Origin of the sequence: Leptolyngbya sp. PL-A3, assembly GCF_039962325.1 — a bacterium.
In the GTDB taxonomy this organism is placed as follows: Bacteria; Cyanobacteriota; Cyanobacteriia; order Elainellales; family Elainellaceae; genus Vacuolonema.
Map to the genome: position 1 here is coordinate 37,471 of NZ_JAMPLB010000009.1, position 14,263 is coordinate 51,733.

16 protein-coding genes are annotated in these 14,263 nt (G+C 52.2%); 6 read left to right on the plus strand and 10 right to left on the minus strand.

Translation table 11 applies throughout. From position 1 onward, the window contains the following. The first annotated feature begins 141 nt into the window (after positions 1 to 141). Entirely contained in the window at positions 142 to 495 is a 354-nt protein-coding gene (locus NDI52_RS09365; RefSeq protein WP_190773403.1) for a hypothetical protein, read from the plus strand. A 238-nt stretch (positions 496 to 733) separates the two neighbouring features. Here NDI52_RS09365 and NDI52_RS09370 read toward each other — a convergent pair whose 3' ends face one another. The 6 genes from NDI52_RS09370 to NDI52_RS09395 form a co-directional block, all read right to left on the minus strand. After that, a complete protein-coding gene (locus tag NDI52_RS09370) occupies positions 734 to 2,104 on the minus strand; it encodes an MATE family efflux transporter (RefSeq protein WP_199308045.1) in 1,371 nt (456 codons plus the stop codon). Positions 2,105 to 2,538: 434 nt separating this feature from the next. Beyond that, a complete protein-coding gene (locus tag NDI52_RS09375; protein WP_190773401.1) occupies positions 2,539 to 2,892 on the minus strand; it encodes a hypothetical protein in 354 nt (117 codons plus the stop codon). A gap of 352 nt (positions 2,893 to 3,244) precedes the next feature. Next, entirely contained in the window at positions 3,245 to 3,565 is a 321-nt protein-coding gene (locus NDI52_RS09380; RefSeq protein WP_190773400.1) for a hypothetical protein, read from the minus strand. A gap of 432 nt (positions 3,566 to 3,997) precedes the next feature. After that, a complete protein-coding gene (locus NDI52_RS09385; protein ID WP_190773399.1) occupies positions 3,998 to 4,426 on the minus strand; it encodes a biopolymer transporter ExbD in 429 nt (142 codons plus the stop codon). 22 nt (positions 4,427 to 4,448) lie between these two features. Continuing rightward, positions 4,449 to 4,856, minus strand: a complete 408-nt coding sequence (locus tag NDI52_RS09390; protein ID WP_190773398.1) for a biopolymer transporter ExbD — start codon at positions 4,854 to 4,856, stop codon at positions 4,449 to 4,451. Between the two features lie 14 nt (positions 4,857 to 4,870). Further along, complete coding sequence (locus NDI52_RS09395) at positions 4,871 to 5,569, minus strand: MotA/TolQ/ExbB proton channel family protein (protein WP_190773397.1); 699 nt, start codon at positions 5,567 to 5,569, stop codon at positions 4,871 to 4,873. Positions 5,570 to 5,640: 71 nt separating this feature from the next. On the opposite strand from NDI52_RS09395, the gene NDI52_RS09400 reads away from it, so the two are divergent. Together NDI52_RS09400 and NDI52_RS09405 are read left to right on the plus strand one after the other, a co-directional pair. After that, a complete protein-coding gene (locus NDI52_RS09400) occupies positions 5,641 to 5,853 on the plus strand; it encodes a hypothetical protein (RefSeq protein WP_190773396.1) in 213 nt (70 codons plus the stop codon). A gap of 148 nt (positions 5,854 to 6,001) precedes the next feature. Further along, a complete protein-coding gene (locus NDI52_RS09405; RefSeq protein ID WP_190773395.1) occupies positions 6,002 to 6,454 on the plus strand; it encodes a peptidoglycan-binding protein in 453 nt (150 codons plus the stop codon). Between the two features lie 165 nt (positions 6,455 to 6,619). Here the strand turns inward: NDI52_RS09405 and NDI52_RS09410 are convergent, their stop codons facing one another. After that, positions 6,620 to 7,465: an alpha/beta fold hydrolase gene (locus tag NDI52_RS09410; protein WP_190773394.1), complete on the minus strand. Its 846-nt coding sequence runs from the start codon at positions 7,463 to 7,465 to the stop codon at positions 6,620 to 6,622. A 289-nt stretch (positions 7,466 to 7,754) separates the two neighbouring features. Here NDI52_RS09410 and NDI52_RS09415 point away from each other — a divergent pair, with 289 nt between their 5' ends. The 3 genes from NDI52_RS09415 to NDI52_RS09425 all read left to right on the plus strand — a co-directional run bounded on the left by NDI52_RS09415 (position 7,755) and on the right by NDI52_RS09425 (position 10,439). Then, the gene (locus tag NDI52_RS09415) at positions 7,755 to 7,952 is read left to right on the plus strand and encodes a hypothetical protein (RefSeq protein ID WP_190773393.1); all 198 of its coding nucleotides are present in this window, start codon (positions 7,755 to 7,757) and stop codon (positions 7,950 to 7,952) included. 221 nt (positions 7,953 to 8,173) lie between these two features. After that, positions 8,174 to 9,415, plus strand: a complete 1,242-nt coding sequence (gene argJ / locus NDI52_RS09420; protein ID WP_190773392.1) for a bifunctional ornithine acetyltransferase/N-acetylglutamate synthase — start codon at positions 8,174 to 8,176, stop codon at positions 9,413 to 9,415. Between the two features lie 223 nt (positions 9,416 to 9,638). Continuing rightward, a complete protein-coding gene (locus NDI52_RS09425; RefSeq protein WP_190773391.1) occupies positions 9,639 to 10,439 on the plus strand; it encodes a glycosyl hydrolase 108 family protein in 801 nt (266 codons plus the stop codon). Between the two features lie 375 nt (positions 10,440 to 10,814). Here the strand turns inward: NDI52_RS09425 and NDI52_RS09430 are convergent, their stop codons facing one another. From NDI52_RS09430 to NDI52_RS09440, 3 genes are all read right to left on the minus strand, one after another. Next, positions 10,815 to 12,143, minus strand: a complete 1,329-nt coding sequence (locus tag NDI52_RS09430; protein WP_347280084.1) for an NAD(P)-binding domain-containing protein — start codon at positions 12,141 to 12,143, stop codon at positions 10,815 to 10,817. An 80-nt stretch (positions 12,144 to 12,223) separates the two neighbouring features. Further along, the gene (locus NDI52_RS09435) at positions 12,224 to 13,003 is read right to left on the minus strand and encodes an SDR family NAD(P)-dependent oxidoreductase (protein ID WP_190774195.1); all 780 of its coding nucleotides are present in this window, start codon (positions 13,001 to 13,003) and stop codon (positions 12,224 to 12,226) included. Beyond that, positions 13,000 to 14,256: an alpha/beta hydrolase gene (locus NDI52_RS09440; RefSeq protein ID WP_190774196.1), complete on the minus strand. Its 1,257-nt coding sequence runs from the start codon at positions 14,254 to 14,256 to the stop codon at positions 13,000 to 13,002. The genes NDI52_RS09435 and NDI52_RS09440 overlap by 4 nt, the downstream gene beginning before the upstream one ends. Positions 14,257 to 14,263: the final 7 nt, after the last annotated feature.

A 14,263-nucleotide genomic window follows, 5' to 3' on the forward strand; every position in this document is an offset into this window, starting at 1 on the left:
GTATGTGTTGCAGTTCTACATCCCATCTCAGAGCTCCATTCAATAACACCCTTGATTCTGTTGCCGCTTTAAGGTGGAGAAATGATGGTTTTCAGTTTTGGTGCAAGATGTAAGTAGATTCGATTTATAGAAGTGCTGGCTATGCAACTGAACGAGTATCCAGAGGCGATCGCCCAAGCTCAACGCTCTCTTCTCCTACAGACGCAGCAAGTGCGCGAACTCAGAGTGGCACTCGCTGATATGGACGCTAACATCAAATACACCGTTGCGTTTGATATGGATTTGAAAAACGATCGCCAGCGAGAAGCCCAAATTCTGGAGCTGAAAGGCTCACCTGGATATTTGTCGTTAGTGCAAGAATTGCAAGAAGCCCAGGACAAACAAAGCAATCTGGAAATTGAATTAGAACGATTACGAAATCATTTTGCCGTCGCCAAATTAGAAATCCGCGAACGGATTGCCCACATGGAAGTGGGGGAGCGATCGCTAGATTAATTCCACAAGGCTTATATACACTTACCTCACCTTGCTCAAACCACAACCCTCAATTTTGCGTGCGCGAAGTGTACGCAATAATGGGTTTTTTCGAGTGCCGCGCGAAGCGCGGCACTCGAAAAAAACCTTAACCCGAACTGAGGCTACGCAAAATTGAGGGTTGTGCTGCAAGATATGAGTAGCGACAGGGCCTTTCTACAGAACGGCCCTGTCGCTTTTGGGAGATGCAGATAAAGACTTAGGATTGGGCGATCGCCTGCCGCTCATGGTGGCGACTGATCCGCCAAAACCGCCAGGTTAAAAATAATGCAGCCCCGGCCAATCCGATCGCCAATCCCCACCAGAGCCCGACACTACCCATATGTTGGTGAAAACCGAGCCAGTAACCGCTGCTCAGACCGATGCCCCAGTAGCACAGAATGCCAACGAGCATGGGAACCCGAGTATCTTGAAGTCCTCGCAACGCGCCTGTGGCAGCAACCTGGATACCGTCGACCAGTTGGAACATAGCGGCAACGGCTAGCAAGCCTTCTGCCTGCATAACAACAGGAGTATTGCTCACCTCGTAAATGTCGAGATACAGGTCAACAATAGTGGTGGGTATCGTCCAGATGGTAATGGCCATCACGAGCATGAACGCCATGCTGAGGCCAATGCCAACAAAGCCACTGATGCGAGCACCCCGGAAATCTCGCTGGCCCAGCCTTTGACCTACCTGCACAGTCGTTGCCAGGGAGATGCCCATGGGCACAGTAAAGGTAATGGCAGCGGTTTGAATGGCGACTTGATGGGCAGCCAGGGCGACCGTTCCTAATTGCCCCACCAGGAACGTGGTGATGGTAAATAAACCTGCTTCCACCATAGCCAGCACGCCAATGGGAATGCCAATTTTCACGAGGCTGCCAAAAATCGCAGGTTCCCACTGCCCTAAGCGATGGAATATCCGATAGGGTTGGAAAACTGGATTCGTCAGGATAAAGATCACCAGAGCGACTAGCATGCCCCAGAAGGAAGCGGCACTGGCATAACCAATTCCCGCCAGCCCTAATTTCGGAAAGCCAAACTTACCAAACATGAGGATGTAGTTGCCCACAACATTCAGCGCTGTACCCAAAATGACGATGACCATGACAGGACGCGTCTGAGATAGGGCTGAGACGAAACTACGTAATACCCCAACCAGTAGACCGGGAACTATACCCCAGGCGATCGCCCGCAAATAAACCTGAGCCAAAACTGCGACGGATTCTTCTTGACCCAAAACTCGCAAAATGGGGGCCATGTTCCATAACAGCAAAGTGACAGGGATGCCTAACAACAGCGCTAACCATAATCCCTGCCGCACGACAGATTGTACGGTAGCGTTGCGACCTGATCCAAAGGCTTCTGCTACCAGGGGGCTGACGGCAGAGACGATGGCTGTTGAAATGAGGAGTAGACAGATAAATACGGTTGCACCTAATCCCCCGGCAGCAATAACTTCACTGCCCAGCATCCCCATCATGACCGTATCAACAAATCCGGTGGCAGATTGGGCGAGCTGGGCTGCAGCCAGAGGGAGCGCAAGCCGGAAACAGCTTTCAAGTTCAGACATCCACTTGGATTTCATGGATTCGGGGTTGTTTAAAGGATGCGATGGTAACGTCATAACCAGGGTTAAGGATCAACGGGTAGGCAGTCGATGTACTGGGTCGCAGTGAGAAAATTTCTTTAAGAAACGCCCCAGCCGTGCAGGTGTTGTGCCCAACGGACAGGACACTTTTGAGCGAGAAATTTTCTGGAAACACAGGTTTTTCGTGAACAATGCTCACGAAAAATCACTGCTAGGGGGGTGCTAGCCCTCCTAAGGCAGGCCGTTTTCTAGCATGACAGGGATATTGTTACTTGGACACCTGCTATAGCAGGGTTGCCTAGGAAGGAAAGATTTGTTATGCGTAAAGTGCATAACCTATTAACTGTGCAAGCAGAGTCAGAATAAAGTTGCGCTGGAGCGTCGATAATTCGTGCAGGAAGCGCACGAATTATCAACATTTTGAGCCATGGCTAATGCCAGAGGCGATCGCTACCCAACCGAGACGCTGCTGTATTTGGCAGGGGTACTGTTGCGTTGCGACGGTTATGGTAACGTTCTTCCAACCAGCTCCGTACTTCGCTTTCGTCATAAAAGCGGGCCGAGCTGCGAGTGACGGGGTCATGGACGCGCCAATATAACACTCCGGCGTCATCTATACCGCGGAAGATGCGGGGTTCTCTGCTGTTGAGGGTGACGTCGGCAATCCATCGGGCGATCGCTCGAATTACACTCCAGCTTTTCCAACCATAGGAGTCCGGGTACAACTCAGCCGGAATCAGTTCTAATTCCCGATAGCGTTCAAGTTTGGAGGGTTTGGTAAACATGACAGTAAGTCCTTGGCAATGTTGTAGGGCATGCAAAACAAAACGCAATGCGCTGATAAAAAAGTGATGGCGGCCTCAACACGGGCACAGCGAAGTCCCAGAGCAATCCGAGCTGTTGCTGGAATGCTCAGACGGTGAGGCCAAACCCTGTGGTTGCCTGCCCGGGCGGGGTATGCCCAAGTCAATGGCTCAACATAAACGGGGGCAACCGGCACAGGGGTTACGAAACGGAACGGAAACTTCCTGAACGTCCCGACCCCATTGGTGAGGACGTTGCTCCGTCAGACGAATCGCATCGGCGGTTGCCCCCTAGAGGGCTATGCAGTTCAGCAGGAATGTCTCAAACGTTGAGCTATCCCAACCTGCACGATGGATTTAGAATGCTGACCGAAGCAAAAAAGTTCAACCCACAGCATCGGGGGAACCGTTGGAAAAAATCGGGGGTCAGGGCTCGGGCTGCTGGAGGTGCTACTACAGCGGGAATTGGCGCGGCCCCTGGGCTTTTAAAAGTAAAAGCTAGTTTTAGTTGCCGCCAAACGTTACCCATATAAATTGCGACAGGGGGTGGGGTAATGTCATATTGGCGCACCTGCTGGGAAGCACCTTTCATGCCACGGCTCGCGCCCTGAGCGGGTGCGGTCAGAATGGTGGAGATGCCGTCTTGCTTGAGCATGTTTTTTGCCTCCCTTTGGCAAATATTGCAGGCTTGGCACCATGCTACAGGGATACTTCAAGCCTCCCTTCACCCGATTGGGTGAATGTCTCATTTTGGAGAGCGAATCAACTCATCACGGCCAATTACACATTAGACCTCCTGTGTGAACCGTTGCGTAGCTTCTTTGCGCAACGATTCACACCCCCAAAGCCAATTCACGGAGGAGGTCTATTAGCCTTTCTGTATAAATTACCTGAGTTCGGGTTAAGGGCCTTTTCGAGTGCCGCGCAACGCGCGGCACTCGAAAAGGCTCATTTTGGCGTCACATAGTGCACGCCAAAATGAGCACTTCAGCTTATCCCGAACCGAGGTTAAATTGTTGCGTAGCTTCTTTGCGCAACGGTTCATGCGTCTATCTGATATAGGCTGGAATGGGCATAATAGCCGCTATTACGATCCTTCCTTGCCAATCGCTAGCGAAACGCGATCGCCCCCAATATCTCGCATCATTTTCAGGGTTTGCGACACCTGCCGAAAATCTAATGTGCGATCGGCCTTCAACAGAACTACTCCATCTGGATATTGGGTGTAGTGGTCAGTCATGGCCTGGGCTAACTGTTCCACGGAAGCCGGTTTTTCTGCTAGTAAAAGCTGGCCGTTAGCATCTAAGCCCACGACCAGAGCCGGGGCTGTAGTATCCACATTTTCCACGAATTCATTTTCAGACTTGACCCCGGGTAAGTTGATGCTCGTCATTTGCTGGCTGCGTAGGGTCATGGACACGATGATGAAAAAAGTGAGAACCGTCATCAACACGTCCATCATGGGCACCAGATTCAGCTCGGGCATGGGGGCACGCTGGCGTTTGCGAAATGCCATAGGGCTGGCCTCGTTACGAGAATTATTCGATGGCGAGGGAGATGCGATCGCCCCCCACTTGCTTGAGTTCGGTCAGGGTTTGCAAGACCTGCTCGTAGGGGAGAGAGGGATTGGCCTGAAAGACCACCTGAGCTTTCTCATCCTGTTGTAAGAAAAAGCGCAATCGCCCTAATAACTGTGCTTTCTCCAAGGTCTCCCCTTCCATAGAGAACTGCCCTTCACTATCCATCTCAACGATCAGCACCGAGGGAGGTGGCTCCTCTACGGCTGGCTGTGGTTGGTTGCTGGGTAGCGTCACCTCAACTCCCTGATCAAGACTTAAGGTCATAGATACGATAATGAAAAAGGTGAGAACCGTCATCAACACGTCCATCATGGGCACCAGATTCAGCTCTGGCATGGTGGCACGTCGTCGTTTGCGAAAACCCATGGAAGTGCCCTGTCCTAAAATCGTGTAAGGGTTTCCCGTTCCATGGGTTGGTCAGGAGTGCCGCGATCGTCAGCAATCAGTGAGGGTTCATACCACACCTGCCGGTAAATCAGTTCCAACTCGTTGCCCACTTCCGAAAAATAATCCATCTGGCTGGACTGGAGACCTACCAAAACCCGGAAGATGAGCAGGGCAATAATGGCAATGATCATTCCTGCAGCGGTCGTAATCAGGGCTTCCCCAATGCCCGCTGCAGCTTTGGTGGCCTGATCTGTAGTACCAGTGCCACCAATGTTTAAGCTGCCAAAAGTGGCAATAAGCCCAGTGACGGTTCCTAACAGACCCAGCAGTGGCGCAACTCCAATCGTGGTTTCTAGAAACTTATCCCCTTTCTGCATCTTGACAAATTCCTTGTCTCCGGCTGCTTCCATTGCTAGCCGAAAGGTTTCGGGGGTGGGCTGACGCAGGCTCAGGGGGGCCAGAAGGAAGCGACCAATGGGCAAGTCGCGGGCTTGTTCAGCAATCTCCCGAGCTGTGGTGAGGTTGGTACGGGCTGCTTCTAGAACATCATGGACAATCCGATCTTCCTGGCGTAAGAGACGACACCAAAACCAGGCTCGCTCCAAGCCCGTAGAAATGGTAAAGACTGAAAACCCCATCAGGGGGATCATTACCGGGCCACCTTTCACGAGCAGATCGAACATAGTTGACATAGGACCAAATTCAGGCGTCAGTAAGGGTAAAGCGCGAGGCAAAGGTGGTATTGGCAGAAGTGGCTGAATCTATGCCTCAGGCATATATTGAGCGATGGTGTAAGCATATCGGATGTTGGGCGATCGCCGACTACCCATATCCCCACTTTATGCGAAGCAAACGCGAATACAACCCAAAGGTATGTGGTCTACAGTACGGCCGATCGCAATTCCAGGAAGAATTTTCAGAATCATACTGTCGGGTGAGACGTTTGCATGAGGCAGGAGCCGCATCAGATTCGTAACGTAGGGATATAGCAATTCACCTGTCCTTGGGTCCTGTGGGCCGATTGGCCTGATTAACCTCGGCTAGAAACGATGACATCCCCCATTGCACATATCTCAGTCAATACGTTCTTAAAAACGGCACCGAAAAGGCCGGGGAGACAAGGTATGGGAACGGCCTACTCGCTACATCAGTTTCGCGCTGTGTTACAGGGTTTAGGATATTTACCCGCTGCACCGATATCCGAGCTGGCTTGTAATACAGAGGATCTACCTGATCAGGTTTTCACCAACGCAATTCAGTTATTTCAACAAGATTATCAACTGGTTCCGAGTGGGCAACTCGATCGCGCGACGCAAGAACGCGCCCGTCAATTGATTCGTAATTTGCAACACAGCTTAAATCTGGTGGTGCAAACGCAACTTCCCCTGAACGGCTTTTACAATGCTGCAACGGCTCATGCTGTTGAGTTATTTCAGAAACAGCACAGCCTGGCTGGTACAGGCATAGCTCACGGTGAGCTACGCCACGCCCTAGAGCAGCAGGTGAAGCAACGGCTGCGCTCGCAAACATCCTGTGGGTGTGAAGCGTTAAGCACTCTAAAATCCATTGCTATTTAACCCAGGTAATTGGCTGGGGTGTGGTTTTTGTCAGAATCACAACCCCAGCCAATTACGACCAAACCACATAAAGCTGCACAGGATGTGGGGCGTAGCGCCTCTCCTGTGCAGCTTTACAGCAGCCATGATGCACGTATCGGGTGTTCTCGCCTGAGGATGTGTCGCTTAAGCCTGCCGCCGCAAGAAGTTAATCAGAGTTTCGCTGACCTTTTCGGGCCAGTCCTCCTGGGGATAGTGACCGACCTCTTCCCAAGTCACGAGATCTACTCCTGAAAGACGTTGAGCTAGCGCCTTTGCCTGGGCGACTGGAAGCCAGGGATCGCGATCGCCCCATCCCAACAACAAGGGTTGCTTCCACTGGGCCAAGCCCGCTTCGATTTCAGCGGTCACATCCTTGAGTTTCAAATTCTGCACGGTGGCAAATAGAGCACGGCCTGCATCCGAGCTTTTCAGGAAGGGCCGACGGTACACGTCCAGGTCGGCATCCTCGACGCGATAACCGCCGCCACCCTCCAGGGTGCGATCCACCAGTAGGGGGTCCTGGGTCATCATGTCTCCCATCAGGGGGACGCCCAGTTGTTTCATCTTCCAGGGAAGTTTATCGGTGGATTGCAGCGGTGTGTTGAGAATTGCCAGACGATCCACCCGTTCGGGATGACGCAGGGCGTACTGCACCCCAACCGACCCCAAAAAGCCCTGAGCTACCAGAGAAATCTGAGAAAGGTTTAGAGAATTTAAAAAATCATCAAGGGCGCTGATAAAAGCGTCGGGGGTGTAAGCAAAATCGCGGCGATCGGGTTTGATAGAGAAACCGGAGCCGATCCAGTCGGGGGCGATCGCCCGGAACCCCTGATCTTCCAGAGCTTTCAACACCTCACGCCAGCTATAGCTCTGGGCCACTAATCCATGCAGCAACAGTACGGGAGGCTTATCGCGAGGACTGTCAGGCTCAGCCTCCCGGTAAAACCAGGTTAACTTGCCGACTTCCGCGTTTTTTTCCTGAACTGCCACAGCGTCACGCTCCTAAATCTGTATAAAAGAGGGTTTCAAAAAAGCATGTTTTGTGGGCAAAACCCACAGAAAATCAGCCTTTTGGCCTTTTGGATTGTCTAAACGTCTGAAGCTGAGCTTACTCATTAGCGGGGACGGGAGGCAAGAGATTATTCATTTTTACCCAAATGTAAATAATTATTAAAAATACTCATAATAAAGAGTTTTGTAGTCGTCTATACAGAAAATCATTGTTATAGTGATAGAGCAAAGCAAATTCAGCAAGACCATCACTCAAGGAGAGAGCGTTATGTCGACCCACGATCAGGCCCGTGCCCTGCTGTCCCGCCATCACCATATGGTGAAGAACCGCCAGCAGTCCATGCTGAATCGTGCCGCTGCAGAAATCGGCATTGATGACACCCACGATTACTGGAACAGCATTCAAGGTAAGCCCCATCCCACCTTTAGCAAGAACTACGACCGCAGCAGCTCCACGATGAGCTAAGGGTTTTAGGGTTTTAACCGCAGAAAGCGCCCGGCATTGCCGGGCGCTTTCTGCTTTTTCCGGGCATTCCTCAGAGGTTATGTGTGTTATGCATACAACCCCTGAGGAGTGCTCTTTTTTGTCAATTGCTTAAGGACAGCGTTGCGGTTCCCAAGATTGGCTAAACTAGGCTTCACATTTGGAACTGAGCTATCGCGCATCAGCAAACGCTGGAGGACTGCATGACAGAGTGGTACGCCATTGAGGGGAGTGTAACGGCTCCTAAAGGATTTAAAGCAGGGGGGATCGCCGCCGGATTGAAGCCATCGGGAGCACCAGATCTGGCCCTGATCTGGTCAGAGGCGGAGGCGATCGCCGCCGGAGTCTTCACCACCAGCCATGTGCGCGCAGCCTGTGTGGACTATTGTCAGCAACGCCTGGAACAAAAACCTGCCGCCCATGCCATCCTTTGCAACGCAGGTCAGGCTAATGCGGCTACCGGGGCTCAGGGTTGGGCCAATGCTCTGGAAAGTGCTCAGCTTGTGGCATCAGCGATCGGGGTTCCATCGGAGTCGGTGCTGGTGGCCTCAACGGGGGTGATTGGTCAGCAGATTAAGATGGATGCGCTGCGGGCTGGCGTTCCCAAATTAGTGGGGGCCTGTTCGGATCAGGGGGGCGAGGATGCTGCCCGTGCCATTACTACCACAGACCTGGTAACCAAATCCATTGCCCTCGAAACCACGCTGGAAGGCCGCCCTGTACGGATTGGTGGCATTTCGAAGGGGTCGGGAATGATTCACCCGAACATGGCAACAATGTTAGCCTTCGTGACCTGCGACGCAGCCGTTTCGCCCCCCCTATGGCAACAGATGGTGAGCCGTGCTGCCGATCGCAGCTTCAACCAGATCACCGTGGATGGGGACACCAGCACCAACGATACCCTACTGGCTCTGGCCAATGGCGAGTCACGCACCTCGGCCATCACGGAAATGAGCCCAGAAGCAGAAAAGCTGGAAGCAATGCTGACGGAGGTGTGTACTCATTTGGCCAAGGCGATCGCCCGTGACGGCGAAGGGGCCACCTGCCTGATCGAGATCCGTGTCGAAGGGGCTCCCGATGATGCCGCTGCTCGCCAGGTTGCTCGGACTGTAGCTGGGTCTTCCTTACTCAAATCTGCCGTGTTTGGCCGTGACCCTAACTGGGGCCGGATTGCCGCTGCTGCTGGGCGGGCCGGGGTGCCGTTTGACCAGAGTAACCTGCGGATTAAACTGGGCGATTTTCTGATGATGGAGCATGGTCAACCGCTGTCCTTCGATCGCCCTGCCGCCAGTGCGTATCTGAAACAGGCGGCTACTGGTGCGTATTTAAAAGACGACACGGTTCTCATCTCCATTCACCTGGGGGGTGGGCCGGGGCAGGGCGTTGCCTGGGGATGTGATCTCAGCTACGATTACGTTCGCATCAATGCGGAGTACACCACCTGATCTGGAGTTGATGGTTTGTGGGTTTCCTCCAAACCATCAACTCCTTCCTGGGGGATAAACTGACTTTGTATGACAGTCTAGGATGTCGTGTTTTATTGGCTGGGCTTTGTTCACGCAATATAAATACCTAATGCTGGATCTCAGGATGGGGTGTCTGTATTGATTGAGGCTTGCCCGTGCACTATAACCCTAATAACGATCAGTCAACTTCGTGTTGTGACCTATGCCGGAACTGAGTTTGGCGGCGATCGCCCGCGACACCATCAGTTATCCTCTTTCCAGCCTGCGGGATGAGCGTTCCGTGGTGCAGTCAATTCAGTCAGCGTTACGGCGGTTAGGGTTTCTGCTGGGTAACGCTGACGGGATCTGGCGGGCTGATACAGCATCGGCCTACACGGCCTTCTGCTATCGTTTTGGGCTTCTCGCTGACGAACTTTCTCCCCGAGCGGCGGGCCTGCTCCTGAAGGCAATTCCATCTTCCCCGCCTCTGCCCCCACCATCTCGCTCTCTGTTTGAAGAAGCCCTTCGCTTTACCCTCAGGTGGGAGGGAGGGTATGTGAATCACCCCGCTGATCATGGGGGTGAAACGAATAAGGGCATTACCACAGCGACCTATCGGGATTATCGCGCGCGGAAAGGCCTACCCCGGCAGAGTGTGCGGTTCATCACAGATGCCGAAGTGCGCGAGATTTACGAGAATATGTATTGGAAGCCTGCTCGTTGTGAGGCGATGGCGCGACCGTTGGCGATCGCCCATTTCGATACGGCTGTGAACTTTGGTGTTGGTGGAGCCACACTGTTCCTGCAAGAATTATTGCGCGTCCCGGTCGATCGCGTTTTTGGCCCCCGCACTCAAACAGCTTTGGGTCAATGCAACCATGCTGATTTGGGTCTTCGCTACCCACAACTCCGGATCGACTATCGCTACCGTCGAGTCAACCGGGACCCCAGTCAACGAGTGTTTTTACAAGGCTGGCTCAACCGGGATAACGATCTGATGCGCTATATTCAACAATTAAGCTAAGCCAAATATTGGATTTCTCAATGGGATGGGATACGAGAGTCTTTCTATCTCATCCCATTGGAAGTGGTGCATGACTTATTGTGAAATTGGATTTCATATAGCAATAGCACTTTGGTTAGGAGAAGAGAGTACAAAGCACTTTCTTCTCCTAACTAAGGAGGTTTCCAGATAAGAGCTTCCCCATTATTTGGAAAAAAGGCGCGGCGAAGCCGCGCCTTTTTTCCAAATAATGGGGATATTGTTTCTCAGAAATCTCCTAAAATGGCGAAGAGTATATTAGATCAATACTCTGGACAGTTTTTCTGAAACCCTTGATTTTGCGTGCGCTTCGCGCACGCAAAATCAAGGGTTTCAGAAAAACTGTCCGAACTAATGTTAGATCGTGTTTTGAAAATTGGGGTACTGGCGATCGACCTGATGTGCTTTATAAGTGAGCCAGCCAAACCCCAGGCTGGCAAGCTTCAGCTGGCGAAAAGCAGCATGTGGATCGGAAAGGTGTGTTTTGGGAAGCTGCATGCCCATTTCCTTGAAAACCAGACCCAGCGGTACCTGAATTTCATCCTGGAGTTTGAGACAGCGGGCAAAAAAGGGCCCATAGGCTGCGATCAGAGAGCCAACACCGCCCCGTGCCTGACCCCAGCCGATGTAATAAATTCCCTTGTAGTCGTCTAAAAAGCAGCTGCCATAACATTGAACGATCGCCCCCTCAGTACGCTGCAGGGCAGGCGGTAGAAAGGGATAGGAAACATGAAACCCGGTAGCACAGACAATTAAATCAAAGGCTTCGCAGCTCCCATCAACGAATTCAACAATGTCCCCTTTGAGTTCTCGTACCGCTGGTTTCGGGTGGATGCGCCCATGTTGAATGTAATAGGGCACTTCGTTGTTCAGGGTGGGGTGTTTTTCAAAGATGCGGTAAGTGGGTTTGGCTAAACCATAGTCCTCATGTTTACCAAAGGTGAGACGAATAATGCCGTAGGCAATCAGGCGTTGCAGCGATTCTGGCATCCACCCCTGAATCAAATCGGTGATTGGGTTTCCGGCAAAGGTTTTGGGCAAAAACCAGACAGATTCGCGCAGACTTAAGACCGACTTTGCCCCAACACGACCGGCTTCTGCCGCAATATCACAGGCAGAGTTACCTCCACCAATTACCAGTACCCGTTTTTCTCGGAGTTGGTCTGGATGTTTGTAATCTTTGGAGTGAATAATTTCGCCATTAAATTTGCCTTGAAATTGTGGAAAGCGTTTATCCCAATGATGCCCGTTGCAGAGTAATACACCTTTGTAAATTCGCTGTTCTCCGTTCGCAAATGTGACGTGCCAGTAATTGTTCTCGACGGGTTGCACCGCTTGAACGGCACAGTTTAATTCAATGGAGGGACGTAAATTAAAGTGATCCGCAAAGGCATTCAGATAATCCCGCATTTGTGTAGCACTGGGAAAATCAGGATAATCGGCGGGCATAGGAAAGTGCGTAAATTGAGTCACCTTCCGCGATGAAATAATATGTGCGGTTTGATAAACGCCGTGATACCAGTTACCACCAATTTGATCGCTGGCATCGACCTGATCATAAGCAATTCCAGCCGCTTGAAGTGCCTGAGCCATGCCCAGCCCCACAAATCCGGCTCCCAGGATAAGGTGTCGATCGGTTCGGTCAACGGCCTGGGGCGTTACCCTGGGGCGATCGCTCTGCAACACAACGTATCCTCCGATGATGTCTGCTATTCATCCAGTCTAGGGCTTGTTTTGAAAGTTGTTTTTCGTGCGCTTCGCGAAGCCTACAACGATTTGAGCAGCCAGGGAGCAAAACGTTTGAGTAGATGAAGGATGTATGCCGTGCGATCGGGAAAGACGTGCAGTTGATTGCGTTCAATTGCCCGAATTGTATGACGTATCACGACAGCCGGATCTGTAATTAAGTTATCTGGAATGCCCTTAGCTTTTTCTTGTAAGCTGCCATAACGCTTGGATTGCAGAATAGGAGTACGACTAAAAAATGGATAAACGGCTGTTACCCGAACGTTGTAAGGTTTCACTTCAGCCTGCAGTCCTTCACTAAAGCCCCGTAGTCCAAACTTGCTGGTGGCATAGTGTGTGAGACCTGCGATCGCCACCCAACCCGCCGCTGATGAAATGTTGACAATATGCCCCGATCGCCGCGCAATCATCTCTGGAACAAATAAGCTGCTCAGTCGCATGGGAGCCAGAAGATTAATCTGCATCAGCCGTTCCCATTGGTCACGGGGTACTTCGTCCATGCGACCAAACACCGCAATCCCCGCATTGTTAATCAAAATATCAATTGATGTGTTAAGTGCTTGAACCTGTTTGTAGAGCAGCTCACAGCCCTCAACTGTGGAGAGCTCTGCTGCTACACAAGCCAGCACTTTTCCCGCCGAAATACTGGACTGCATGGCGGCTAGCTGCTCCAGCTTTGCCCCATCCAGATCCGCCAAAATGAGCCGACTTCCTGCCATAAGTAACTGTCGAGTAATCTCCTGCCCAAAGCCACCCGTCGCTCCTGTAATCAGCACAACGGCATCTTTTAGCTGCGTCATGGCAGTTCCCTTAATGCCCAGGCAAGAAATCGCTCTGTGTAGTATAGGGCAAGCTGATTGCTCACACCATTGAAAACGGCGTCAAAGGCATGTTCTGCCCAGGGGATTTCGAGCAGAGCAGCCTGGTTTCCCGATGCTTGCAGTTTCTCATGGAGCTGCCGTCCAAACCTGGGAAGAACGATGTGATCGCGGCTTGGGTAGACGAGCAGCGAGGGAGGCAGGTTGGGTGAAATGTGATTGACGGGAGAGGCCTCCTGATAAATTTGTGGCACTTGATCGGGGTTGCCCCCCAAAAACGCTTCCAAGATGGCGCAAGTGTTGATTGGGTCCGGCACCGGTGGGTCAGTATAGCCCTCGATCAGGTTTGTTGGCCCGTAGTAGTTGACGATCGCTCGAATCGGTAGAGGACTTTGCCCATAAGCTAGCAGAGAGGCCAGATGTGCACCTGCCGATCGCCCCAACAGGGCAATGCGCTGGCGATCGATTTCAAATGCTTCTGCCTGGGTCTGAATGAATGACAATGCCGTTCGCACATCTTCGAGCTGTGCTGGATAGCGGAATTGTGGCGCATGGCGGTAATCCAGAGCCACCACTGTATAACCCTGAGCGGCCATATAACGGCTAAAGGTTTCGTCATTGGCAGGTGTGCCAGCTTGCCAGGCTCCTCCGTAAATGACAGCGATCGCCGGGTGCAGCCCCACTGTCGAAGGGCGATAGAGATTAAGGGTTAATTTAACCCCATCCACAGTGGCAAACGGAATACCTCGATCTACGCGAACTTCTGGCACCCGAATCCCCCGAAACGCATCGATCCAGACGAACGGATGGGAGCGCAACACCTGAGAAATGGGAGGTGTCAGCACCGCTGCCCCAAATTCGGCTTCCATCGCTGTCGCAATGCGAGCATTGGCGGCTGGGAACTGGATTAGAGGCAATAGGCTGAGCAGCAGACCCAGCAGGCTTACTCCTAGGGCGACGCCATATATCCAGCTCGATTGGAGCCGCAGTGCTACGAGCAGCAGGGCGATCGCATTCACAACAACTAACCAGGGGCTGACTTCTGGCGTTCCCACTCCTAGGGGCAGCAAGGAAAATGTGGGAGCCGGAATGACAATCCACAGGCTGAGAAAGCAGCTCACAAGACTCAAGAGCCAGGGAACCCAAAGGGAAGCTAGAAATGTTGCCAGAAGGGCTAACGTCCCTTTGCCTCGGATGCCAGATTGCGGTTTGTCTGGGGGGGCAGATTGAGCCATTGGTGGG